Source organism: Staphylococcus sp. MI 10-1553 (genome assembly GCF_010365305.1).
Taxonomy (GTDB): domain Bacteria; phylum Bacillota; class Bacilli; order Staphylococcales; family Staphylococcaceae; genus Staphylococcus.
On record NZ_CP048279.1, the window covers coordinates 2623441 to 2648975 of the forward strand.

Here is a 25535-nt window from a genome sequence, read left to right on the forward strand (position 1 = left end):
GAAAATAAAAAATGTAGGAAAAACAGCATTTTCATTCCGCCATTTTCCTACATTTTATAACCGCCATTTACAATATACTCATATATGCCTTTTTTAATTATCGTTTTCTCTTTATCTCTATACAATAAAACATCCTCTTTAAATCTCATGTTTACCTCCTTCTTTGAATGAAAAAGACAAACCTAAAATTGATTTAATAATAGGCTTGCCTTATTTAATTGTGATTCGTTGTTACATTTACAATTAATTAAGTGCGTCTAGATGCTTCTCTTGAAGTCTTTTTAGTAACTTTTGATTTTCTAAATACACTATAAAGCGCTTTCTTAATTCTGTCAATTGGAAATTGTCAGTCTTTTTAAAATGTGATACTATTTCATAGAAGAGTATAAACAATCTATAAGGTGAGAATTATGATTTGGAAAAATTTAAGTGTAACTTTAAAAGTAAGATTGATAAGTAACTTTTTTCAAGAACTCATCACGAGTGCTTTTTTACCTTTTATCGCTCTATATTTAAGTGATATGGCGAATCCCAAATTTGCTGGCATCTTTCTCACATTACTTGTGGTTGCCAATTTTCCAGTGTCTATTATTGGCGGTTATTTGATAGAGACTTTTCCTAAAAAGAAAGCTGTCTTAATCTATCAATTCGTCATGGCCATCATGCTGCTTTTGATGGGGATAATGATATTAAATGGCTCTTCATATATTATATTCTTTAGCATTTGTTATGCGATTTATAATATTGTGTGGGGGGTTCAATATCCCGCAATGGATACCATTATTATGGATGCAATCACACCTGATGTTGAAAGGTACATTTATAAAATTGATTATTGGTTGACGAATCTTGCATTAGCATTTGGTGCTTTAATGGGGGGGATACTTTATCACAATAACAAATCGACACTTTTCTTTATTGCATTTTTGATTTTTATACTTGTATTTCTTTCTTTATTAAGATGGCTCCCCAAAGAGACCCATGTGGCTGAAAAACGATCACTTTCAATGCACCCTTTCAATGTTTTAAAAAGTTATGAACAGGTATTCAAAGATCGGCGTTTTATGGTGATGACCTTAGGGTTTAGTATTATGATGATGGGCGAACTATCCGCGTCTTCGTATATTGCTATTCGTTTAAAAGCAGAATTTAATACTATATCGGTTGCTTTTTTTAATATAGACGGCGTTAAATTGTATTCTCTTCTTATGGTTGTGAATACAATCGTTGTAATTACATGCACATATTTCGTGACAAAAATTATTTTCAAACTCTCAGTCAAAAAATCATTAATACTTGGTCTCATATTTTACGTCATCGGCTATGCGAGTATGACCTATTTAAACGAGTTTTATTCACTCATTTTATTGATGTTTATAGCTACCATTGGAGAAATCATTTATTCCCCAATTTTAGATGAGCAGCGCTTCAAAATCATTCCAGAAAATAAAAGAGGCACATATTCTGCTTTTAACGCATTAGGTTTTAATTTGTCAGAACTCATTGCACGATTAGGGATTATATTAGGTGTTTACCTCTCCTCTATAGGCATGGGCATCTATATGTTCATTTTTCTAAGTATCGGTGCTTTTTTCATCTATCTTTCAATATATGGGAACTTTAAACTTCAAACCCCTTCTCAAAATAAAGTTGAGTCCATAGAGTAACTTTTTATGACAATCAGAAGATATTGCTTTCTACAATGTTTACAATTCTTCTGGCTGAATCAAACCCTCTGTGTGAACGGGTGGTTTGTTCTTCGGCTGAAAGCCTCTGTTACTGACCATCCCTTGTAAGGGTACTGAGAAGAGCAGCCAACTGTACTACTTTCTCAGCGACCCTTAAAAGGGTTCTATTTTTTTCTCAACCTTTTGTTCTCTTCCCCTGTAAATGGATTTATATATTCCATCATTGTGAGTTTTTCTGCTACGATATCCTCTTGTAATTGATTTCGAATGTATTCTTCTATTACCTTTTTATTTCTTCCAACCGTATCTACATAAAATCCTTTGCACCAAAAGTTTCTATTCCCATATCTATATTTCAAATGTGCATGTCTATCAAAAATCATTAAACTACTTTTACCTTTTAAATATCCTACTAATTGAGAAACACTTAGTTTTGGTGGGATACTCACTAGCATGTGTATATAATCTTTACATGCTTCAGCTTCTATTATTTCTACACCTTTTCTTTCACATAGTTGTCTCAGAATTAAACCTATATCTCTTTTTAATTTCCCATATATTATTTGTCTTCTATATTTAGGTGCAAAAACTATGTGATACTTACAATTCTGTTTTGTATGTATGTGCTACACTATTTGTGTCGTTAGACATTTTGGCATCTCCTCATGCAATTAATATTGGTTGGTGGACCAAATATTACTCTAGTATGTTGAGGTGCCTATTTTAATACCACGGTAGAACCTTTCCGGAACCATACGCATAGCACATGGTTTACATTTATTAATAAAAACTAGAACAACAGCGGAGTGCATCATGTCCTAGTTTTTCATTTTCAACAACTTTTAATTGGAATGAGAAAAAATGTGCGCCTCTCTTTATATCCTTACCCGTATCTATCTTGTATGGTGTTGAAAACCTTTTATCAAAGCTGAACCCTATCAACTTATTCTTTATCTACGTCTCTTCGTTTATGCTTTATGACTTTCTTTTTCACGAATACCTTCAAGCATACGGACTGTCATTTTTTCTAAGTCATACTGTGGATTAAAGCCCCATTCTCCACGTGCACAACTCGTATCAATACTATCTGGCCAACTTTCCGCAATATCTTGACGGGCTGGATCAACATCATAGGTTAATTCAAAGTCTGGAATATGTACTTGAATCGCTTCTTTAATCATTTCAGGTTCAAGACTCATTGCACTCAAGTTATAGGCATTACGATGGATAAGTTTGCCACCGTCTGCTTCCATTAATTGAATAATTGCGTCAATCGCATCGTCCATAAACATCATATCCATATACGTGTCTTTTTGAATATAGCTCGTATATTTCCCTTCTCTCACTGCTTGGAAATAAATATCGACCGCATAATCCGTCGTGCCACCACCAGGCTCTTTAACGTATGAAATGAGCCCTGGGAAACGCACGCTACGAGTATCTACACCAAACTTAGTAAAGTAATAGTCACATAACAATTCACCAGATACTTTGTTGACACCATACATTGTATTTGGACGTTGAATCGTCACTTGCGCTGTATTTTTCTTAGGCGTGTCTGGACCGAATGCCCCGATTGAACTTGGCGTGAAAAATTGTAAGTTGTATTCACGGGCTGCTTCTAACGCATTCACTAAACCACCCATGTTCAAGTTCCATGCGAGTAGTGGATTTTGTTCACACGTCGCTGATAACAATGCCGCCATGTGCATCAACGTGTCTGGTTTAAATGATTCCACTAATTGAACCATTTTGTCAGCGTCTGTGACATCAAGAATTTCAAATGGTCCCGCTGCCACAATGGAATCCGCTTCTGGTTCACGAATATCTGTTGCTAACACATTTTCATTCCCGTAGATTTCACGACATTTCGCAACCAATTCCGTTCCAATTTGCCCTAACGCACCGGTAATCATAATTCTTTTCATCATCTTCCATCTCCAATCTGTTTCTCTCATGTGGACATATGTATTCTATGTATAATCATTCCATGTCAAATACACTCACATTATATCACTTAAGCGCTTTCTTGTACACGCATAGCATACACTAAAATACAGTAGAAGCAATAAAACTTCAAATAAAAATAAAAAGAGGGTTTTGACAACTGAATGCCCTAACCCCCATTGCACTATTGATTACATTAAACATTTTTCTTTAACATAGTCATAATGCCCCTCAAACCTTTCTAACTTTTTGTCTTTTAATAAATAGGTGATATTAAATAGCTTATTGAGAAAGTAACGATCATGTGAAACTGTAATCATAGTCCCTTCATAATCTAACAAAGCCTCTTCTATTGTTTCTTTTGCATCTATATCTAAATGGTTGGTCGGTTCATCTAATACAAGTAAATTATAGTTAGAATTTATAATTTGTGCCCATCTTAGTCGCACTTTTTCACCACCACTTAAATCTTTGACTCTTTTAAAGACATCTTCTCCATAAAACATAAAATTCGCTAATATATATCTAGCTTGACCTTCAGTTACATCGACTTTTTCACGAAATACATTCAATATCGTCTCATTATGATTGTTTTCAAATTCATGTTGTGATAAATATCCTATTTTTAAATTATCTGGTATTTTAATCATACCGTTATCGCTTGAAACCATTCCTAAAATCATTTTTAATAACGTAGATTTTCCTGTGCCATTGTCTCCTATAATTGCAACATGTTCGCCTCTTCTCACCAACATACTGACGTTTTCATATAATACATCATCATATCTTTTAGTGACATTTTTCATTTCGACCACTCTATTGGAAACACGTGTTCCTTCTTGTAATTGAATTTTCATTTTTTGTGCTTCTTTCGTCGGTCTTTCTAAACGCTCAATTCGATTTAAAGCTTTTTCCATATTTTTGGCCTGACGATACAGCGATGCATTTGGTGGATTCGCTTGGCTCGCCCACATTCTTAATCGTTGGATGGACGCTTTCATTTTTTTGATTTTCTTTTGTTGTGTTTGGTAAGCTTCAAACTCATTTAAGAGTCGCTTCTCTCTTTCTTCAACAAAATATGAATAATTACCATTATAAAAGTGTAGCTGCTTTTGATCTATTTCTATAATTTGATTAACCGATTCATCTAAAAAATAACGATCATGTGAAATAATAACCGCTGCACCTTTGTAATTTTTAATATAGTTTGTTAACCATTCAATTGCTTTAAAATCAAGATGGTTTGTTGGTTCATCTAATAATAACAACTCTGTCTGTTGGATTAAGATTTGTGCAATTCCCACTTTTGTCCGTTCTCCTCCTGACAAATCTCTCCAAACAGCCTCTAATAAGTGCGTTATATTTAAACCATGGGCAACTCGACGTATTTCGGCATCTATCTTGTATCCGCCATTTTCATCGTAGTAAGCCTGCAATTCTCCATACCGTGTCATTAACATATCGATATTGTCTATTTCTTTACCCATTCTATCTTCTAATTCCTCAAGTTGTTCCGATACCGCATTTAACTCCTGAAATACAGATTTTAAGCATTGATATACCTTTGTATTCTCTTCATAATGCGGCGTTTGGTTTAAGTAGCCTATTCTGATATTTTTCTTCCAACTCACCACACCAGTTGAAGGCTTTTCTTTACCCGAAAGTAATTTCAATAAAGTTGTTTTTCCTTCTCCATTACGCCCTACTATACCTACTTTATCACCTGTATTAAGTGTGAGCTTGATATGATCAAATAACGTTTCTTCCGTATAACTTTTTGTTATATTCGATGCATTTAATATATTCATCATTCTTCCTCCATATTATCTATAAGGAAGAACTTTACAGTGTCCGTTCCTTATGGTTTGATTCAACACTTCAAAAAAGACAGACTCCACCCATTTTGAAATTAAAGTTGCAAATTTGTTGCGTATAATCTGTAAATATCTGCAACTATCAACTATAAGAAACATCTGGACACCTCCTCACATATGATTTCATTCATATTTTACTATAAAAAAACGTTTTCATACAGAGTGTTTTTATCTTCAACATTTGAATGCATCAATTAAAAAAGAGGCAGAAACACAATTGAGTTTCCCATCCTCTCTATGATTTGACCGAAAATCAAAATATGGATATGTAAATTCAATTAAGGTTAATGGAACTCCAAATTTTTGTTTTTCACATTAAAAGCTTGTCTCTTGGATTCACAGCATTTAAATACAAATTGCTAAAATGGTCGAGATTACTTAGGGATCAGACAGCCGAAAATCCAATTCGGCCTCTATCCAGTGTTCACTTCAATCAAGCCGAATTGAGTTGAGGCAAGTCCCGTAGGAAACGCAAGCCCATGACAGCAATTGTGAAAATTTAAAAAGAGCATCAATCAAGGAAATTTGATTAAAATATTTCTCAAATAAGACAACCCAAAATTTGTATGTCTCACTCTCTCCTTATGCTTAGATGCAAATAAAAAGAGGCAGCCCACCCTCAGATGCACTCCCTCTACTTACTTATGCTACTCAATAATGCCGAGTTCTTTACCTACGCGCGCGTACACTTCTAATGCTTGATCTAGCATTTCTGTTGTATGTGCAGCAGTCGGCATGTTGCGGACACGACCTGTACCACGAGGAACTGTTGGGAACACAATCGATTTCACGTAAATGCCTTCTTCCATCAAACGTTTACTGAATTGTTGTGTTTTCTTTTCATCCCCAATAATGACAGGTGTAATCGGTGTTTCAGATTGACCTGTATCAAAGCCTAGACGTGACAAGCCCTCTTTTAAATAATTCGCATTTTCCCATAAACGATCATGCAATTCTGTTGAAGCCATTAACTTTTTCACTGCTTCAGTAATCGCCTTTGTATCTCCAGGCGCTAATGAAGTTGAGAATAAGAATGGACGTGATTGCGCTTTTAACCAATCAATCAATTTTTGTGAACCGGCAACGTAACCCCCGACGACACCGATCGCTTTTGATAATGTACCGATTTGGAAGTCAACTTTATCTTGTAAGCCAAAGTGTTTAACCGTACCAGCACCTTTCCCCATAACACCTGAACCGTGTGCATCGTCAACATACACCATAATGCCATATTGTTCACAAATTTCGACGATTTCAGGTAATTTTGCAACGTCGCCATCCATACTGAATACACCGTCAGTAATGTACATCACTTTATTGTATTGACCTGATTCTACAGCTTCTTTCGCTTTTTGACGCAAATCCTCCATATCTGAATGGTTCACACGAATAATTTTCGCTTTTGACAAACGACAACCATCAATAATTGACGCATGGTTCAATTCATCAGATAAAATCGCATCATTTTTATTCATAACTGATGAAATAGCTGCCATGTTACAGTTAAAGCCGGATTGATATGCGACAGCTGCTTCTGTCCCTTTGAACTCAGCTAATGTCGCTTCTAACTCATCATGTAAGTCTAATGTACCGTTGATTGAACGTACTGCACCAGCACCGACACCATGTGTATCAATCGCATTTTTTGCTGCCGTTTTTAAATCTTCATTTGTCGCTAAACCTAAATAGTTGTTTGAAGACAAATTGATATATTTCTTGCCATTAATTTGAATTTCTGGCCCATTCGCACCTTCAACTGTATCAATTTCGTTATACAGCCCATTTTCTTTTAAATGGTTCAAATTTTCATCAAGAAAGTCGTTTAATTGTTGTACCACCTGAATTTCCCCTTTCACTTTTAAATCTCCTTAATCATAACGTATTTTGAACAAACTTAAAAGCAGATGTATAATAAATGCCATAATCGAATTGAAGGAGAGAATAAACGTGACGGATTGGTTCCAATTGGCTTATGACAAAGAACAGAAGATGGTTCAAACACGACGCTATCTTCATCAACATCCTGAATTGTCATTTCAAGAAACAAAAACACATGTCTATATTTTGCAACGACTTCAACAATTGAATTTTGAAATTGACGAAAAAGTGGGACGCAACGGCATTATTGCACGAATAACAGGAGAGGAATCAGGTCCAACGATTGCATTACGCGCGGATTTTGATGCACTACCGATTGAAGATTTAAAAGAGGTGCCTTATCGTTCTCAAGTCCCTGGTGTGATGCATGCGTGTGGTCATGACGGCCATACAACGATTCTATTGACTGTCGCTGAATTACTACATGCGCATCAGTCTCAATTAAAAGGAACAGTCGTCTTAATTTTCCAATATGGTGAAGAAGTGATGCCTGGCGGTGCGCAAGAAATGATTGCAGACAACGCCTTAATGGGTGTCGATAAAATATACGGCAATCATTTATGGAGCGGTTATCCGACTGGGACGATTCACACACGACCGGGTCCAATGATGGCACAACCAGACGAATTTAACATTACCATTCACGGTAAAGGAGGGCACGGGGCTAAACCACACGAAACGATTGATCCGATTGTCATCCTTGCAGAGTTTATTTTAAGCGCACAAAAAATCGTTTCTCGTACGTTAGACCCTGTCAAACAAGCTGTGATTTCATTTGGTAAAATTGAAGCCGGTGAAGCTGATAATGTGATTCCAGACACAGCGACTTGTCGTGGCACCGTGCGCACTTTCGAAACAGATGTCCAAGCGCATATTTACCACAAGATGGATTTGTTACTCCAAGGACTCGCGCTGGCTAACGACGTCACTTATACGTTTGACTACATTAAAGGCTATTTACCTGTTTACAACCACGAAGCATCAGTAAACATCGTTAAAAATGCGGCTCATGCGCTAAACTTCCGATATCAAGAGTCCGATTTAATGATGGTCGGTGAAGACTTTTCATTTTATTTAAAATCGAGACCTGGCGCATTTTTCTTAACTGGCTGTGGCAACGCTCAAAAAGGCACTGATTGGCCACATCACAGTCCACATTTTGATATTGACGAAGATGCCATGAAATACGCCGTGAGCACATTTATGAAGATTTTAGAATTTGAAGGCCTATTCAAAGATTAACTGAACAATAACATCACATCGCAGTTCCTTTTCACGGTAGCTGTGATGTGCTTTTCTCAATAAAATTTCACAATGAAAGGAATGTTACGATGGGAGACACACTCTATCAACATGGTACACTGGGCACACTCATGGCAGGCTTATTAGAAGGGACTGCAACGATTCAAGACATTCTCGAACAAGGTGATGCTGGTTTAGGAACGTTAGCTGGGTCGGATGGTGAAGTCATTTTTATAGACGGTCAAGCATTTCACGCCAATGCGCAAAACGAATTCACGCAACTCAGCGGAGAAGAACTGACCCCTTTCGCGACAATCACACATTTCCAGGCACATCATACGTTTAATGCGACAAATCAATCCACGCAACATGTATTAGAGCATGTCCGTACAAAAATGCGCAGTCAAAATGCCTTTTCAGCAGTCAAAATCACTGGAACATTTCGACATATGCATGTGAGAATGATGCCAAGACAAACACCCCCATACCGTCGCTTGATTGAGTCAGCACAACAACAACCCGAATATACACGATCAAATATTTCAGGTACACTCATTGGCTTTTATACACCAGAACTGTTTCATGGCATTGGCGCAGGTGGCTTTCATATTCACTTTGTCGATGATGCACGGACATTCGGTGGACACGTGTTAGATTTTCACATTGAAGCAGCTAATATAGAAATTCAAGATTTTGAGACGCTGACGCAACATTTTCCAATAAACCACCATTCGTTCACAGAGGCTGAAATTGATTATGAGGATATTAATGAAGAGATTAGAGAAGCTGAGTAAAGTTTTATATTAGTATCCAAAAATCTATGTACTTTTCATCTTTAAAGGCAAAAAAAGAGTTGGCCGAGGCCAACTCTTTTTTATCTATAATAAGATAGATTATTGTTCGATGTTAGTAACAACGCCTGATCCTACAGTACGTCCACCTTCACGGATTGAGAAACGTGTACCGTCTTCGATAGCGATTGGTGAAATTAATTCAACTTCCATTTCAACGTTATCACCAGGCATTACCATTTCAGTACCTTCTGGTAAATGAACAACGCCAGTTACGTCAGTTGTACGGAAATAGAATTGTGGGCGGTAGTTAGAGAAGAATGGTGTATGACGACCACCTTCGTCTTTAGATAATACGTAAACTTCTGCTTTAAATTTTGTGTGTGGTGTAATTGAACCAGGCGCAGCTAATACTTGACCACGGTTGATGTCTTCACGTGCAACACCACGTAATAAAGCACCAATGTTGTCACCAGCTTCAGCGTAGTCTAATAATTTACGGAACATTTCTACACCAGTAACAGTTGTTTTAGAAGATTCTTCAGTTAAACCGATGATTTCTACTTCGTCACCAACTTTGATTTGACCACGTTCAACACGACCAGTAGCAACTGTACCACGACCTGTGATTGAGAATACGTCCTCAACAGGCATCATGAATGGTTTGTCTGAGTCACGGTCTGGAGTTGGAATGTAAGTGTCTACAGCTTCCATTAATTCTAAGATTTTTTCTTCGTATTGCGCATCGCCTTCTAAAGCTTTTAATGCTGAACCAGCGATTACAGGTACGTCATCACCTGGGAAGTCGTATTCAGATAATAAGTCACGTACTTCCATTTCTACTAATTCTAATAATTCTTCGTCGTCTACCATGTCAACTTTGTTTAAGAATACAACTAATGCTGGTACACCAACGTTACGTGATAAAAGAATGTGCTCACGAGTTTGTGGCATTGGACCGTCAGCAGCAGATACTACTAAGATACCACCGTCCATTTGAGCAGCACCAGTGATCATGTTTTTAACATAGTCAGCGTGTCCTGGGCAGTCAACGTGTGCATAGTGACGTTTGTCAGTTTGGTACTCGATGTGTGAAGTATTGATTGTGATACCACGTTCTTTTTCTTCTGGAGCGTTGTCAATCATGTCGTATGATTGTGCAACTGAGTCACCATGTTTTGCTAATACAGTTGCGATTGCAGCTGTTAAAGTCGTTTTACCATGGTCAACGTGACCGATAGTACCAATATTGGCATGTTCTTTTGAGCGATCGAATTTTTCTTTTGCCATTATAAAATCTCTCCTCTTTGATTAAGAATTATTATTTTAATATCTCTCATGAAAGTTACTCACCAACATGAGATAGATAATGTTATTTCCTTTATAAATCATTTCTTGGAAAAAATCAATTTAAAAACCAGTCGCTATTTGAGTTACCCTCAAGGGCGACGCGTCAAACTAAGATGATGAATTATTCACCTTTGTTCTTTTTAATGATCTCTTCAGAAATTGATTTAGGTACTTCTGCATAGTGATCGAAGTACATCGTGTAAGTACCGCGACCTTGCGTGTTAGAACGTAATGAAGTTGCGTAACCGAACATTTCTGAAAGTGGTACATAAGCGTTAACAACTTGTGCGTTACCACGTGGTTCCATACCATCTACACGTCCACGACGAGCAGTAACGTCACCCATGATGTCACCCATGTATTCTTCAGGCATTTCGATAGTTACTTTCATCATCGGTTCTAAGATAACTGGATCACATTTTTTAGCAGCTTCTTTAAGTGCTAATGATGCAGCGATTTTGAAGGCCATTTCAGATGAGTCGACATCATGGTATGAACCATCAAATAATTTAGCTTTAACATCGATTAATGGATAACCAGCTAATACACCATTTTCCATAGCGTCTTTAAGACCTTGTTCAACTGATGGGATGTATTCACGAGGAACTACACCACCAACGATAGCGTTTTCGAATTCGAAACCTGCACCTGTTTCGTTTGGTGTGAATTCAATGTGAACGTCACCATATTGACCACGACCACCAGATTGACGAGAGAATTTACCTTGAACGGCTGCAGAAGACTTGAATGTTTCACGGTAAGATACCATTGGTGCACCCACGTTTGCTTCTACATTAAATTCTTTCTTCATACGGTCAACAATGATATCAAGGTGAAGCTCACCCATACCACCAATGATAACTTGACCAGTTTCTTCATCTGTGTGCGCTTTGAAAGTAGGGTCTTCTTCTTGAAGTTTCACAAGCGCTTGAGTCATTTTATCTTGGTCTGCTTTTGATTTAGGTTCAACTGATAAGTGAATAACTGGCTCTGGGAATTCCATTGACTCAAGGATGATGTCATTTTTCTCTCCACAAAGTGTATCACCTGTACCAGTGTCTTTAAGACCTACAGCCGCTGCGATATCACCAGAATATACAGTGCTGATTTCTTCACGTGAGTTTGCGTGCATTTGTAAAATACGACCTACACGTTCACGTTTACCTTTAGTTGAGTTTTTAACGTATGAACCTGAAGTTAAAGTACCAGAGTAAACACGGAAGAAAGTTAATTTACCAACATAAGGGTCAGTCATAACTTTAAATGCTAATGCAGCGAATTCTGCATCGTCGTCCGCTTTAGCGATAACTTCTTCATCAGGATCATCCGCACGATGACCAACGATTGGTTTAACGTCTAAAGGTGATGGAAGGTAGTCAATTACTGCGTCTAACATTAATTGAACACCTTTGTTTTTGAATGCTGTACCACAAAGTACTGGGTAGAACTCAACATCTGTTGTTGCTTGACGGATTGCGTCTTTAAGCTCATCAACAGTGATTTCTTGTTCTTCAAAGATTTTTTCCATTAAGCTTTCATTTGTTTCAGCAACAGCTTCAATCAATGCTTCACGTGCTTCTTCAGCGCGCTCACGATAATCTTCAGGAATTTCAGTTTCTTCAATTTCAGTTCCTAAATCGTTCGTGTATTTGAAACATTTCATTGTTACTAAGTCGATGATAGCTGAGAATTCATCTTCAGCACCGATTGGTAATTGAATTGGTGCAGCATTTGCTTGTAAACGATCATGTAAAGTGCTTACAGCGTAATCGAAGTTAGCACCGATTTTGTCCATTTTGTTTACAAATACGATACGAGGTACACCGTAAGTTGTTGCTTGGCGCCAAACCGTTTCAGTTTGAGGTTCTACACCTGATTGCGCATCAAGAACTGTTACGGCACCATCAAGTACACGTAATGAACGTTCAACTTCTACAGTGAAGTCTACATGCCCAGGTGTATCGATGATGTTTACACGGTGATTTTTCCATTCAGCAGTTGTTGCCGCTGAAGTAATCGTAATACCACGGTCTTGCTCTTGTTCCATCCAGTCCATTTGTGAAGCACCCTCATGTGTTTCACCAATTTTGTGGATACGTCCAGTGTAATAAAGAATACGTTCAGTCGTCGTCGTTTTACCAGCATCGATGTGCGCCATGATACCGATATTACGAGTGTTCTTTAAAGAAAAATCTCTTCCCATGGGTATTCTTTCTCCTTCCAGAATATAGGATTATATGATTAGATATAGCTTTACCCTAAGCATGTATAGAACTGTTCAATCAACAGCTTAAAAGCAAGTTGATGGCACTATACAGAAATTGCTCAGGGAATTCGCAAATATCTTACCAGCGGTAGTGAGCGAATGCTTTGTTCGCTTCAGCCATTTTGTGAGTGTCCTCACGTTTCTTAACTGCACCACCAGTGTTGTTAGCTGCGTCTAAGATTTCGTTAGCTAAACGCTCTTCCATAGTTTTTTCACCACGAAGACGCGCATAGTTTACTAACCAACGTAAACCTAAAGTAGTGCGACGCTCTGGACGAACTTCTACAGGTACTTGGTAGTTTGAACCACCTACACGGCGAGCTTTAACTTCAAGTACTGGCATAATATTGTTAATTGCTTCATCGAAAACTTCCATTGCATCACGACCAGAACGTTCTTGAACTAAGTCGAATGCTGAATAAAGAATACGTTGAGCAGTTCCACGTTTACCATCTAACATAATCTTGTTGATTAATTTTGTTACTAACTTAGAGTTGTGAATTGGATCTGGTAACACATCTCTTTTAGGTACTGATCCTTTACGAGGCATAATACAAGTCCTCCCTTCCTATTATAGTATATTTGATTTCTTTCATCATGATTAAATGAGATTTTTACAACTATTTAATCTTATTTTTTAGGTTTTTTAGTACCGTATAATGAACGGCTTTGCATACGACCGTCAACACCTGACGTATCTAATGCACCACGAACGATATGGTAACGCACACCAGGTAAGTCTTTTACACGTCCACCACGTACAAGTACAACACTGTGTTCTTGTAAGTTGTGTCCGATACCAGGGATGTATGCGTTGATTTCAATGTTGTTTGATAAACGCACACGTGCATATTTACGTAACGCTGAGTTTGGTTTTTTAGGAGTCATAGTACCCACACGTGTACATACGCCACGTTTTTGTGGAGAATTCAATTTAGTGAATTGTTTCTTTTGACTGTTAAAACCTCTATTTAAAGCTGGTGAATCAGATTTTTTAGTTTTGCTTTGTCTTGGTTTACGTACTAATTGGTTAATAGTAGGCATTCAAGCTTCCTCCTCTCTTCATTTCTTAATCCCACACATCCAGGTGGTTCATTTTTGGGTTAAATAAAAATTTAGTAAGCATGATACTTACTAATCTCACTTGAGCAAAGCAACAACTGTCGCCTTTAGATTGATACCAACATATTCTCCAAGTGCTTGTCGACTTGAAAAGAATTCGATAGGTATCTTATTTTGATTGGCAAAGCTTAACACGCGCGCGAGCAAATGCACATTCACATCTTCGCCTATAATCAGTTTGTTTACGCGTTGATCACGAAGCGCTTTTAACGTCTCCTTCAGACCAACCACGTAGGCTTGTTTGTCAAAGCGTGTGACTTTTTCATTAGACATTTACATATCCTCCAAAGTACTGCTTGCATCAACCTTTACTATATTATCATCTTAGCAAATCGTTCGTCAACAGTTATTCGAAAATATTCTGTGGTTTTGTTGAAGATTTTCACAGTCAGTTCGAACAAGAAGTCACCGATACCGATGACTTCTGTTCAACTCACTGGAAATGAAAAGTTATTCCACAGTCACTTGATTTTCAAGATCTGGCTGTGTCACTTCATCCTTTTCAATGTCAACTTTACTGTAGCGTTTCATACCTGTACCTGCAGGGATTAACTTACCGATAATAACGTTCTCTTTAAGACCGAGAAGATCATCACGTTTACCTTTAATCGCTGCGTCAGTTAAGACACGTGTTGTTTCTTGGAATGATGCTGCAGATAAGAAGCTTTCTGTTTCAAGAGACGCTTTTGTAATACCGAGCAATACTGGTTTTGCAGTTGCTGGACGTTTACGCTCTTTAAACGCTTCACGGTTTGCATCTGTGAAGTTGTGGATGTCAACAAGCGAACCTGGTAATAATTTCGTGTCACCAGCTTCAATGATACGTACTTTACGTAACATTTGACGTACCATGACTTCAACGTGTTTGTCGTCGATTTCTACACCTTGCATACGGTAAACTTTTTGTACCTCTTTAAGTAAGTACTCTTCTGTTGCTGTTAAACCAGCGATAGAAAGGAAGTTTTTCGGCTCGATTGAACCTTCCGTTAAGACTTCACCACGTGCAACTGATTGGCCGATTTCGACTTTCAAACGTGATGTTCCTGATGCAAGGTAAGAACGTGTTTCGTTAGCACCCTTAACAACAATTTCTTGTTGTCTGTCTTTACCTACTGTGATGTTATCAATGACACCTTCAATTTCAGTAATCACTGCTTGACCTTTAGGGTTACGTGCTTCGAAAATCTCTTGGATACGAGGTAAACCTTGCGTGATATCGCTTCCGGCAACCCCACCTGTATGGAATGTACGCATTGTTAACTGTGTACCTGGTTCACCGATAGATTGTGCAGCGATAGTTCCGACTGCTTCACCTACTTCTACTTTTTCACCAGTTGCTAAGTTTTTACCGTAACATTTTTCACATACACCGTGACGTGTGTTACATGTAAACGCAGAACGGATGTACATTTCTTCAATGCCTGCATCTGTAATCTCTTTCGCAATTTCAGGTGTAATCAATTCATCCGGACGAATGATGATTTTGTCTGTCTCTGGATGACGTACTGTTTCTTTAGAATAACGACCTTCAATACGTTCAATAAATGGTTCGATCATTTCTGTACCTTCTTTGATATCTGAAACGAGTAAACCACGATCCGTACCACAGTCTTCTTCACGTACGATAACGTCTTGAGCAACGTCAACGAGACGACGTGTTAAGTAACCTGAGTCGGCTGTCTTAAGTGCTGTATCGGCAAGACCTTTACGCGCACCGTGAGTCGAGATAAAGTACTCTAATACCGTTAAACCTTCACGGAATGATGATGTGATTGGAAGTTCGATAATTTTACCTGATGGAGCGGCCATTAAACCACGCATACCAGCAAGTTGCGTAAAGTTAGAGGCGTTACCACGGGCACCAGAGTCACTCATCATGAAGATTGGGTTGGTCTTATCAAGAGACTTCATCAGTTTCGCTTGGATTCTATCTTTCGCATTTGTCCAAATTTCAATAACCGCATTGTAACGTTCCTCTTCTGTTAATAAACCACGGTTAAATTGTTTTTGTACGCGTTCAACTAATTTCTCAGACTCGTCTAAAATCTCTTGTTTATCAGGTAATACCACGATGTCAGCTACACCAACTGTAATACCTGCTTTTGAAGAGTATTTGAAACCTAAGTCTTTCATTAAGTCAAGCATCATAGACGTATCTGTAATGCTGAAGCGATTGAACACTTCTGCGATAATGTTTCCTAAGAATTTTTTGTTGAATGGTGGGACGAGTTCAGTGTTTTCAAAGTGCTCAGCTAAACCACCTTCTCCAAGTTCAGACGCATCAACGAAGTATTTATCAGGCGTACTCTTTTCTAAGTTCGTCGCTGTTGGTTCGTTAATGTATGCAAATGAATCTGGAATAATTTCGTTAAAGATGACTTTACCTACAGAAGTTGTTAAGATTTTGCGATTTTGCTCTTCAGTAAATGTTGGATTGTTGAATGATGACGCTTGAACACCGATACGCGTATGCAAGTGAACGTGTCCATTTGCATAAGCTTTAATGACTTCATTTGTATCATTGAACATCATACCTGTATTCACTGCATCTTTACGCTCTAATGTTAAGTAGTAGTTACCTAAAACCATGTCCTGAGACGGTGTAACAACTGGTTTACCATCTTTAGGGTTCAAGATGTTTTGTGCGGCAAGCATTAACATACGTGCTTCAGCTTGTGCTTCTTTTGATAAAGGTACGTGAACCGCCATTTGGTCACCATCAAAGTCGGCGTTATAAGCTGTTGTTACAAGTGGGTGTAATCGAATCGCACGGCCTTCAACTAAAGTCGGCTCGAACGCTTGGATACCTAATCTGTGTAACGTTGGTGCACGGTTAAGGAGTACAGGATGTTCAATAATGACATCTTCTAATACATCCCAAACTTCATCTTCTGTACGCTCAATTTTACTTTTTGCGTTTTTGATGTTTGTCGCAATTTCACGTTGTACAAGTTCTTTCATGACAAACGGTTTGAACAATTCTAATGCCATTTCTTTTGGCAGACCACATTGATACATTTTCAAGTTTGGTCCTACCGCGATAACCGAACGACCAGAATAGTCTACACGTTTACCAAGTAAGTTTTGACGAAAACGACCTTGTTTACCTTTCAACATGTGTGAAAGTGATTTAAGTGGACGGTTACCTGGACCTGTTACCGGACGACCACGACGACCGTTATCGATTAATGCGTCAACAGCTTCTTGTAACATACGTTTTTCGTTTTGTACGATGATGCCAGGCGCACCTAAATCTAATAAACGTTTTAAACGGTTGTTACGGTTGATGACACGACGATATAAATCGTTCAAGTCACTTGTCGCAAAACGCCCACCATCAAGTTGTACCATTGGACGGATTTCAGGTGGGATGATTGGTAGTACATCTAAAATCATCCATGCCGGGTTGTTGCCTGAGTTACGGAATGATTCCACAACTTCTAAACGTTTAATGGCACGTGTTAAACGTTGACCTGTCGCAGATTCTAACTCATCACGAAGCATTTTCAACTCTTCATCTAAGTTGATTTCTTCTAATAAGTCTTTAATCCCTTCTGCACCCATTTTGGCAGTGAATTGGCCAGGGAATTTGTCATAGTAATCACGGAATTCTGCTTCTGAAAGTAATGTTTTCTTTTCTAAACCCGTTGGACCTGGATCAACCACAACGTATGAAGCAAAGTAAATCACTTCTTCTAATGCACGTGGTGACATGTCTAATAAGAGACCCATACGGCTTGGAATCCCTTTGAAGTACCAAATGTGAGACACAGGTGCTGCTAACTCAATGTGTCCCATACGTTCACGACGTACTTTTGATTTTGTCACTTCAACACCACAACGGTCACAAATCATACCTTTATAGCGTACACGTTTATATTTCCCACAACTACATTCCCAGTCTTTTGTTGGTCCGAAAATTCTTTCACAGAAAAGACCATCTTTTTCTGGTTTTAACGTACGGTAGTTAATTGTTTCTGGCTTTTTGACCTCACCATATGACCAAGAACGAATTTTTTCAGGTGAAGCGAGTCCTATTTTCATGTAATGGAATTTATTTACATCAATCAAGGAGCCTACCTCCTTTAGTTTAAATTAACTGTGCTAGTTGATTGATTTACAATTTATCTTAAAAATGTTGCAGTATCGGGCATGCATCGAAATCCACCCCCTCTCGTCGGATTCCGATCACATTTCCGAATGGATTAATCGCACATGGCACTTGTTGCATTCCAAGTGTCATATTTGAACACAAACTCAAGCTTAACCAAGAGTTTCTATTCCGCTTAATCTATCTACAATTCATCATTATTCGTTAAATTCTTTTTGTTATTCTGGAACACTTGACGGTTGAATGTTGACTTTGCGATCTGGAATATCGTCATCGTCTAAGTCACGCATTTCAATTTCATTATCTTGTTCGTCCATCACTTTAACGTCAAGACCTAAACTTTGTAATTCTTTCATCAATACGCGGAATGATTCAGGAACACTTGGTCTTGAGATATTTTCACCTTTAACAATAGCTTCGTAAGTTTTCACACGACCTACTGTGTCATCTGATTTGTATGTGAGAATTTCTTGTAATGTATATGCCGCACCGTATGCTTCAAGTGCCCATACCTCCATCTCACCAAATCTTTGTCCACCGAATTGTGCTTTACCACCAAGCGGTTGTTGTGTAACAAGTGAGTAAGGTCCTGTAGAACGTGCGTGAAGCTTGTCATCAACCATGTGTGCAAGTTTCAACATGTACATCACACCTACAGAGATACGGTTATCGAATGGTTCACCTGTACGTCCATCGTAAAGTACAGTTTTACCGTCACGTGCCATACCTGCTTCTTCAATTGTAGACCATACATCTTCATCGTTGGCACCGTCAAATACTGGTGAAGCAACGTGAATACCTAAGTTTTTAGCAGCCATACCTAAATGTAACTCTAAAACTTGTCCGATATTCATACGTGATGGTACACCTAGTGGGTTCAACATGATGTCGATTGGACGGCCATCTGGTAAGTATGGCATATCTTCTTCAGGGACAATTTTAGAGATGACACCTTTGTTACCGTGACGACCACACATTTTGTCCCCTACATGAATTTTACGTTTTTGAACGATGTACACACGAACAAGTTGGTTCACACCTGGCGAAAGTGAATCATCGCCTTCTTCACGATTGAACACTTTAACATCAAGAACGATACCGCCTGCACCATGTGGTACACGTAATGACGTATCACGAACTTCTCGCGCTTTTTCACCAAAGATCGCATGTAATAAACGTTCTTCTGCAGTTAATTCCGTTACACCTTTTGGCGTTACTTTACCTACTAAAATGTCGCCGTCTTTTACTTCTGCACCAACGTAAACGATACCGCGATCATCTAAGTTTTTCAGTGCATTTTCAGATACGTTTGGAATATCACGCGTAATCTCTTCAGGTCCAAGTTTTGTGTCACGTGCTTCAGATTCATACTCTTCAATATGAATAGACGTATACACATCGTCTTTAACTAACCGTTCGCTCATAATAACGGCATCCTCGTAGTTGTAACCGTCCCAAGTCATAAAACCAACTACAACGTTACGACCTAATGCCATTTCACCAAGTTCCATTGAAGGACCATCAGCAAGGATTTCACCTTTTTCTACAATGTCACCTTTTGCGATGATTGGACGTTGGTTATAACATGTACCTGAGTTTGAACGTTTGAATTTCGCTAATGGATAACGATCTAACGTACCATCCACTTCTTGACCGTTTTCTTCAACTAAACGACGTACTAAAATTTCGCTTGATTGAACATGTTCAACACGACCGCGATATTTAGAAATCACAGCAGCGCCTGAGTCACGTGCAGCAACGTGTTCCATACCTGTTCCTACAAATGGAGATTCAGGGTTTAACAATGGAACCGCTTGACGTTGCATGTTCGCACCCATTAACGCACGGTTAGAGTCATCGTTTTCTAAGAATGGGATACACGCTGTCGCAGCTGATACAACTTGCTTCGGTGATACGTCCATGTAGTCCATTTTTTCTTTAGCCATAGTTGTGTTATTACCACGGAAACGACAAACGATTTCGTCATCAACAAAACGTCCGTTTTCATCAAGTCTTGAGTTCGCTTGTGCGACAACATAACTGTCTTCTTCATCAGCAGTTAAGTAGTCGATTTGGTCAGTAATCGTGTTTGTTTCGATATCGACTTTACGATATGGTGTTTCGATAAAGCCAAATTCGTTGACACGTGCATAACTTGATAATGAGTTGATCAAACCAATGTTTGGACCCTCAGGTGTTTCGATTGGACACATACGACCATAGTGAGAGTAGTGTACGTCACGCACTTCCATTTGTGCACGTTCACGCGTCAAACCACCAGGTCCTAATGCTGATAGACGACGTTTGTGTGTCAACTCAGCAAGTGGATTCGCTTGGTCCATGAATTGAGATAATTGAGAGCTACCAAAGAACTCTTTAATTGATGCAATTACTGGACGAATGTTGATTAATTGTTGTGGTGTGATAGAGTCTGTATCTTGGATAGACATTCTTTCACGTACCACACGTTCCATTCTTGATAGACCGATACGGAATTGGTTTTGTAACAACTCACCTACTGAACGTAGACGACGGTTACCAAGGTGGTCGATATCGTCTGTGTAACCAATACCATGTAATAAGTTGAAGAAGTATGACATAGATGCCACAATATCAGCCGGTGTAATACATTTCACTTCTGAATCTGGAAATGCATTACCGATAACTGTTGTTGTACGTGCTTCATCATCATTCGGTACATAAACTTTAATAGACTGAATTTCTACAGGCTCATCAATGATGCTGTTTGGGAGCTCATAGACTTGTGCATTCGCGTTTGTTTCAAGAACGTCCATAATTTCATCTAATTTACGACGATCTAAAACAGTGCCCTCTTCAGCAACAATTTCACCTGTTTCTGTATTCACAATAGGTTCAGCTAATTTTTGATTGAATAGACGGTGCTTTAAATGTAATTTTTTATTTGCTTTATAACGTCCAACGCTTGCTAAGTCATAACGTTTTGGATCAAAGAAACGAGAATACAATAAACTTCTAGCATTTTCTACCGTTGGTGGTTCACCTGGGCGTAAACGTTCATAAATCTCTAATAATGCTTGTTCTGTATTTTCTGTGCTATCTTTTTCTAATGTATTACGTAAATATTCATTATCCCCAATTAATTCAATAATTTCTTGGTCTGTTGAATAACCTAACGCACGTAATAATACTGTTAATGGTAACTTTCTCGTTCTGTCGATACGCACATAAACGACATCTTTCGCATCTGTTTCATATTCCAACCAAGCACCACGGTTAGGAATCACTGTCGCATCATAATTCACACGTCCATTTTTATCTAATTTTTCATTGAAGTATACAGATGGTGAACGGACTAATTGTGATACAATAACACGTTCTGCCCCGTTGATCACAAAAGTACCTGTTTCTGTCATTAATGGGAAATCACCCATAAATACTTCTTGATCTTTCACTTCGCCTGTTTCTTTAATGATTAAACGAACTTTCACACGTAATGGTGCCGCGTATGTTGCATCACGGTTTTTTGATTCTTCTAAATCATACTTTGGTTCACCTAATCTATAATCAACAAATTCTAATGAAAGATTACCCGTGAAGTCTTCAATAGGAGAAATATCACGGAACATTTCTAATAAACCTTCTTTTAAGAACCAATCATACGATTTCGTTTGAATTTCAATTAAGTTTGGTAACTCTAAAACTTCCGAAATTCTTGCGTAGTTTCTACGTTTACGATGTCTTCCATATTGGACAAATTGACCTGCCAAACAGATTCACCCCTCAAAAATTGTGCGAACACTTTTCAGCCCTCATCATGTAACAAGACAAAAAGAAAACGGTAGCACATAAAACGATGACACCATTTTCTATTCTATAAGTCTTATTTTGAAATGTTACAATGAAACTTTAACCGTAAAAGTACACACTTATTGAACATAATTATTTCATCTTACGACTATACCATAAACAAGCATTAAAATCAAGATTTAACGCTTTTTAAAATATGATAGCCCTTACTATTTTGAATTGATTCGACATTGCCAAAAACAGCTTCCATTTTTTTCTTTGCGGATGGCATGCCTTGTTTCTTTTGAATCACAACGTACAATTCACCATTTGTTTCAAGAACACGATGCGCATCAACGAAAATTTGATGGACCACTTGCTTACCTGCACGGATAGGCGGGTTCGTTACAACATATTGCTGTGTCTCGTCAGCAACCTGTGATAAGCCATCACTTTCTTTGATTGTCACATTCGATAGTTGATTGCGCTGTGCATTTTTCTCTGTTAAACCTAATGCACGATGATTAACGTCTAACATGGTAATATGATCATGTGGCGCGACTTTAGCGAGCATTAATCCGATAGGTCCATAACCACACCCTACATCCACTATCGTCTTCTTTTGACCTGCAGGATGTGCATTCAAAAACGTGTGAACGAGTAGATTAGAGCCAAAGTCGACTTGATCTCGAGAAAAAACGCCTGCATCTGTAGTGAGATGGAGTTGATGTTGTTGATATGCGTATGTAATTTCTTTTTCGTCTGTTGCTGCATCGGGATGTGCATCATAGTAATGACTCATAGGCGTTGCACCTCTTTATTGTTTAATATTCAAAAACCCGCTATTACGTAATAGCGGGTTTTTCACTTATCAATGAATTATTTTAACTCTACTGAAGCGCCAACTTCTTCTAATTGAGCTTTAAGTTTTTCAGCTTCCTCTTTAGGCATAGCTTCTTTGATGATGCTTGGTGCACCGTCAACTAATTCTTTAGCGTCTTTTAAGCCTAAACCAGTTGCTTCTTTAACTGCTTTAACAACTTTGATTTTTGATGATCCAGCTGAAGTTAATTCAACATCGAATTCAGTTTTTTCTGCTGCTGCGTCTCCGCCTGCTGCACCTGCTACTGCAACTGGTGCAGCTGCAGTTACACCAAATTCTTCTTCAATTGCTTTTACTAAGTCGTTTAATTCTAAAACTGACATTTCTTTAATTGCTTCAATGATTTGCTCTTGATTAGCCATGTTTATTTTCCTCCAATTGTTTAATTTTTAATTGATTAATTATTCTGCGTTCTCTTCTTTGCTTTCTCCAACAGCTTTAACCGCATAAGCGAAGTTGCGCATTGGTGCTTGTAATACAGAAAGAAGCATAGATACAAGACCTTCGTGTGATGGTAATGAACCAACAGTTTTCACTTCGTCAGCAGTGATGACACTACCTTCCATGATACCTGATTTGATTTCTAAAGCTTCGTGTTCTTTAGCGAATCCAGCGATAACTTTAGCTGGTGCAACCACATCTTCAGTTGTGAATGCGACTGCTGTAGGACCAGTTAAGAACTCGTCTAAGCCTTCAATACCAGCTTTCTCAGCTGCACGACGTAACATTGTGTTTTTGTACACTTTGTACTGAACATTTGCTTCACGTAATTGCTTACGTAATTCTGTTACTTCTGCTACTGTTAAACCACGGTAGTCAACAACTACTGTAGAAACAGAACTTTTAAGTTGATCAGCAATGACATCAACTTGTTGTTTTTTCGCTTCAATGATTCCAGACATTTTGACACCTCCATAGATAAGTTTTGGGTGCTTTAATAATTAAGTGTGCACTTAAATTAAAAAAGCACTTTTTACCCACGGCAAAAAGTGCTTGAATGCGTTAACGTTCAAGTCCATTTTAGCCTCGGTAGGATTTGTTTTAAGTTCTTTTGCGAACTCCTACTGTCTTAGGTAAAATATTCAACAGAATTTAATATAAAGGTTTTCGCGTCATTCGTCAACCTTTTTCTATTCTATGATGTACTTAATGATTAAACAAAGCGTCAATCATTAAGTGCACATTGAACTATAGTTTGAAAGTTGCAGTATCGACTTTGATACCAGGACCCATTGTAGTTGTCACTGCAACAGATTTGAAGTAAGTCCCTTTAGCTGAAGATGGTTTTGCTTTTGTTAACACATCTTGTAAAGTTTTGAAGTTTTCAACTAATTTTTCAGTTTCAAATGAAACTTTACCGATAGAAGCGTGAACGATACCTGCTTTTTCAGCACGGTATTCAACTTTACCAGCTTTGATTTCTTCAACAGCTTTTTTAACATCCATTGTTACTGTGCCAGTTTTAGGGTTTGGCATTAAACCTTTAGGTCCTAATACACGACCTAATTTACCAACTTCACCCATCATGTCTGGTGTTGCAACAACAACATCAAAGTCAAACCAACCTTGTTGGATTTTGTTTACATATTCAGCATCGCCTACATAGTCAGCACCTGCTGCTTCTGCTTCAGCAATTTTATCACCTTTAGCGAATACTAATACACGTTGTGATTTACCAGTTCCGTGTGGTAATACGACTGCACCACGGATTTGTTGATCGTTTTTACGTGTATCGATACCTAAACGGAATGCCACTTCAACTGAAGCATCGAAGTTAGCGATAGACGTTTCTTGAGCTAAACGAATTGCTTCTTCTACAGTGTAAAGCGCTTGGCGATCAACTTTATTTAAAGCTTCTTGATACTTTTTACCTTTTTTAGCCATTTTTTGTCCTCCTTTAGTGGTTTTATCGGAATGTCCTCCCACGTTAACTTGCCTTAATAGCAAGTTGAGCGCAGATAGCCCTTTGCGTCAATACGCATAGAATGATGATATATGTCATTAATCATAGGTCTACCTGCGTTCGTTTTCGAAAATTTATCGTATCATTTTGTTAATTGTCAATATGTTGATAATTACTCAACAACAATACCCATACTACGTGCAGTACCTTCAACGATACGCATAGCTGCTTCTTCGTCAGCAGCGTTTAAGTCAGGCATTTTAGTGTTAGCAATTTCACGTACTTGATCTTTAGTTACAGTTGCAACTTTGTTTTTGTTAGGTTCACCAGAACCTTTTTCAATACCTGCTGCTTTTTTAAGTAAAACTGCTGCAGGTGGTGTTTTTGTAATGAATGTAAATGAACGGTCTTCATATACATAAATTTCAACCGGAATAATTAAACCCACTTGTTCTTGTGTACGTGCGTTAAATTCCTTTGTGAAAGCCATAATGTTCACACCGGCTTGACCTAATGCAGGACCAACTGGTGGTGCTGGGTTTGCTTTACCTGCTGGAATTTGTAACTTAACTACTTTTTCTACTTTTTTAGCCACGATGTGCACCTCCTTGATATCGTGATGTGGTCACAGGGCTCATTTTTGCCCTCCCACTCTTAACATTTCGTGACGAAATGTAGCGCTATGAATGCGCGACCTCGTTATTATAACATT

18 protein-coding genes, 1 pseudogene and 1 other annotated feature are annotated in these 25535 nt (G+C 38.2%); of the genes and pseudogenes, 3 read left to right on the forward strand and 16 right to left on the reverse strand.

The genetic code is table 11. The annotated features are described in order from the left end of the window. Positions 1 to 410: 410 nt before the first annotated feature. On the forward strand, positions 411 to 1667 hold the full coding sequence (locus GZH82_RS12495; protein WP_162682768.1) for an MDR family MFS transporter: 1257 nt from the start codon (positions 411 to 413) through the stop codon (positions 1665 to 1667). 185 nt (positions 1668 to 1852) lie between these two features. Here GZH82_RS12495 and tnpA read toward each other — a convergent pair. From tnpA to GZH82_RS12515, 4 genes and pseudogenes are all read right to left on the reverse strand, one after another. Next, a pseudogene (gene tnpA / locus GZH82_RS12500) lies at positions 1853 to 2339 on the reverse strand (IS200/IS605 family transposase). Between the two features lie 317 nt (positions 2340 to 2656). Beyond that, entirely contained in the window at positions 2657 to 3616 is a 960-nt protein-coding gene (locus tag GZH82_RS12505) for an NAD-dependent epimerase/dehydratase family protein (protein ID WP_162683069.1), read from the reverse strand. A gap of 210 nt (positions 3617 to 3826) precedes the next feature. Next, positions 3827 to 5443, reverse strand: a complete 1617-nt coding sequence (abc-f, locus tag GZH82_RS12510) for a ribosomal protection-like ABC-F family protein (RefSeq protein ID WP_162682769.1) — start codon at positions 5441 to 5443, stop codon at positions 3827 to 3829. A 713-nt stretch (positions 5444 to 6156) separates the two neighbouring features. Next, entirely contained in the window at positions 6157 to 7347 is a 1191-nt protein-coding gene (locus GZH82_RS12515) for a glycine C-acetyltransferase (RefSeq protein ID WP_162682770.1), read from the reverse strand. A 109-nt stretch (positions 7348 to 7456) separates the two neighbouring features. Here GZH82_RS12515 and GZH82_RS12520 point away from each other — a divergent pair, with 109 nt between their 5' ends. After that, complete coding sequence (locus GZH82_RS12520; protein ID WP_162682771.1) at positions 7457 to 8629, forward strand: amidohydrolase; 1173 nt, start codon at positions 7457 to 7459, stop codon at positions 8627 to 8629. 89 nt (positions 8630 to 8718) lie between these two features. Beyond that, entirely contained in the window at positions 8719 to 9423 is a 705-nt protein-coding gene (gene budA, locus GZH82_RS12525) for an acetolactate decarboxylase (protein ID WP_162682772.1), read from the forward strand. 99 nt (positions 9424 to 9522) lie between these two features. On the opposite strand, the gene tuf is transcribed toward budA, so the two are convergent. The 12 genes from tuf to rplK all read right to left on the reverse strand — a co-directional run bounded on the left by tuf (position 9523) and on the right by rplK (position 25418). Beyond that, positions 9523 to 10710 (reverse strand): elongation factor Tu, encoded by a 1188-nt coding sequence (gene tuf, locus GZH82_RS12530; RefSeq protein ID WP_162682773.1) that lies wholly within the window; start codon positions 10708 to 10710, stop codon positions 9523 to 9525. A 181-nt stretch (positions 10711 to 10891) separates the two neighbouring features. Continuing rightward, complete coding sequence (gene fusA, locus GZH82_RS12535) at positions 10892 to 12973, reverse strand: elongation factor G (protein WP_014614745.1); 2082 nt, start codon at positions 12971 to 12973, stop codon at positions 10892 to 10894. 142 nt (positions 12974 to 13115) lie between these two features. After that, entirely contained in the window at positions 13116 to 13586 is a 471-nt protein-coding gene (rpsG, locus tag GZH82_RS12540; protein WP_014614746.1) for a 30S ribosomal protein S7, read from the reverse strand. 80 nt (positions 13587 to 13666) lie between these two features. Beyond that, positions 13667 to 14080 carry a 30S ribosomal protein S12 gene (gene rpsL, locus GZH82_RS12545; RefSeq protein WP_014614747.1) on the reverse strand — a complete coding sequence of 138 codons (414 nt, stop codon included), beginning with the start codon at positions 14078 to 14080 and terminating at the stop codon, positions 13667 to 13669. Positions 14081 to 14176: 96 nt separating this feature from the next. Beyond that, complete coding sequence (locus tag GZH82_RS12550; protein WP_162682774.1) at positions 14177 to 14431, reverse strand: ribosomal L7Ae/L30e/S12e/Gadd45 family protein; 255 nt, start codon at positions 14429 to 14431, stop codon at positions 14177 to 14179. Between the two features lie 177 nt (positions 14432 to 14608). Continuing rightward, positions 14609 to 18202, reverse strand: coding sequence for a DNA-directed RNA polymerase subunit beta' (gene rpoC / locus GZH82_RS12555; RefSeq protein ID WP_238989700.1), 3594 nt, complete (start codon positions 18200 to 18202; stop codon positions 14609 to 14611). Positions 18203 to 18487: 285 nt separating this feature from the next. Next, on the reverse strand, positions 18488 to 22018 hold the full coding sequence (gene rpoB / locus GZH82_RS12560; RefSeq protein WP_162682776.1) for a DNA-directed RNA polymerase subunit beta: 3531 nt from the start codon (positions 22016 to 22018) through the stop codon (positions 18488 to 18490). Positions 22019 to 22230: 212 nt separating this feature from the next. Next, positions 22231 to 22839: a class I SAM-dependent methyltransferase gene (locus GZH82_RS12565; protein ID WP_162682777.1), complete on the reverse strand. Its 609-nt coding sequence runs from the start codon at positions 22837 to 22839 to the stop codon at positions 22231 to 22233. Positions 22840 to 22916: 77 nt separating this feature from the next. After that, on the reverse strand, positions 22917 to 23282 hold the full coding sequence (rplL, locus tag GZH82_RS12570) for a 50S ribosomal protein L7/L12 (protein ID WP_014614752.1): 366 nt from the start codon (positions 23280 to 23282) through the stop codon (positions 22917 to 22919). Positions 23283 to 23321: 39 nt separating this feature from the next. Then, positions 23322 to 23822, reverse strand: coding sequence for a 50S ribosomal protein L10 (rplJ, locus tag GZH82_RS12575; protein WP_019166677.1), 501 nt, complete (start codon positions 23820 to 23822; stop codon positions 23322 to 23324). A gap of 49 nt (positions 23823 to 23871) precedes the next feature. Further along, positions 23872 to 24012: a sequence feature (ribosomal protein L10 leader region), on the reverse strand. Between the two features lie 96 nt (positions 24013 to 24108). Continuing rightward, complete coding sequence (gene rplA / locus GZH82_RS12580) at positions 24109 to 24804, reverse strand: 50S ribosomal protein L1 (RefSeq protein WP_014614754.1); 696 nt, start codon at positions 24802 to 24804, stop codon at positions 24109 to 24111. A gap of 191 nt (positions 24805 to 24995) precedes the next feature. After that, on the reverse strand, positions 24996 to 25418 hold the full coding sequence (rplK, locus tag GZH82_RS12585) for a 50S ribosomal protein L11 (RefSeq protein WP_014614755.1): 423 nt from the start codon (positions 25416 to 25418) through the stop codon (positions 24996 to 24998). Positions 25419 to 25535 lie beyond the last annotated feature (117 nt).

Excerpts from the sequence above, each read along its gene's own strand:
- fusA (WP_014614745.1), bottom strand. The coding sequence starts at position 12,973 with ATGGGAAGAGATTTTTCTTTAAAGAACACTCGTAATATCGGTATCATG.
- rplJ (WP_019166677.1), bottom strand. The coding sequence starts at position 23,822 with ATGTCTGGAATCATTGAAGCGAAAAAACAACAAGTTGATGTCATTGCT.
- GZH82_RS12505 (WP_162683069.1), bottom strand. The coding sequence starts at position 3,616 with ATGAAAAGAATTATGATTACCGGTGCGTTAGGGCAAATTGGAACGGAA.
- budA (WP_162682772.1), top strand. The coding sequence starts at position 8,719 with ATGGGAGACACACTCTATCAACATGGTACACTGGGCACACTCATGGCA.
- GZH82_RS12550 (WP_162682774.1), bottom strand. The coding sequence starts at position 14,431 with ATGTCTAATGAAAAAGTCACACGCTTTGACAAACAAGCCTACGTGGTT.
- rpsG (WP_014614746.1), bottom strand. The coding sequence starts at position 13,586 with ATGCCTCGTAAAGGATCAGTACCTAAAAGAGATGTGTTACCAGATCCA.
- tuf (WP_162682773.1), bottom strand. The coding sequence starts at position 10,710 with ATGGCAAAAGAAAAATTCGATCGCTCAAAAGAACATGCCAATATTGGT.
- GZH82_RS12565 (WP_162682777.1), bottom strand. The coding sequence starts at position 22,839 with ATGAGTCATTACTATGATGCACATCCCGATGCAGCAACAGACGAAAAA.
- abc-f (WP_162682769.1), bottom strand. The coding sequence starts at position 5,443 with ATGAATATATTAAATGCATCGAATATAACAAAAAGTTATACGGAAGAA.
- rplL (WP_014614752.1), bottom strand. The coding sequence starts at position 23,282 with ATGGCTAATCAAGAGCAAATCATTGAAGCAATTAAAGAAATGTCAGTT.
- rpsL (WP_014614747.1), bottom strand. The coding sequence starts at position 14,080 with ATGCCTACTATTAACCAATTAGTACGTAAACCAAGACAAAGCAAAACT.
- GZH82_RS12495 (WP_162682768.1), top strand. The coding sequence starts at position 411 with ATGATTTGGAAAAATTTAAGTGTAACTTTAAAAGTAAGATTGATAAGT.
- rplA (WP_014614754.1), bottom strand. The coding sequence starts at position 24,804 with ATGGCTAAAAAAGGTAAAAAGTATCAAGAAGCTTTAAATAAAGTTGAT.
- rpoC (WP_238989700.1), bottom strand. The coding sequence starts at position 18,202 with ATGAAAATAGGACTCGCTTCACCTGAAAAAATTCGTTCTTGGTCATAT.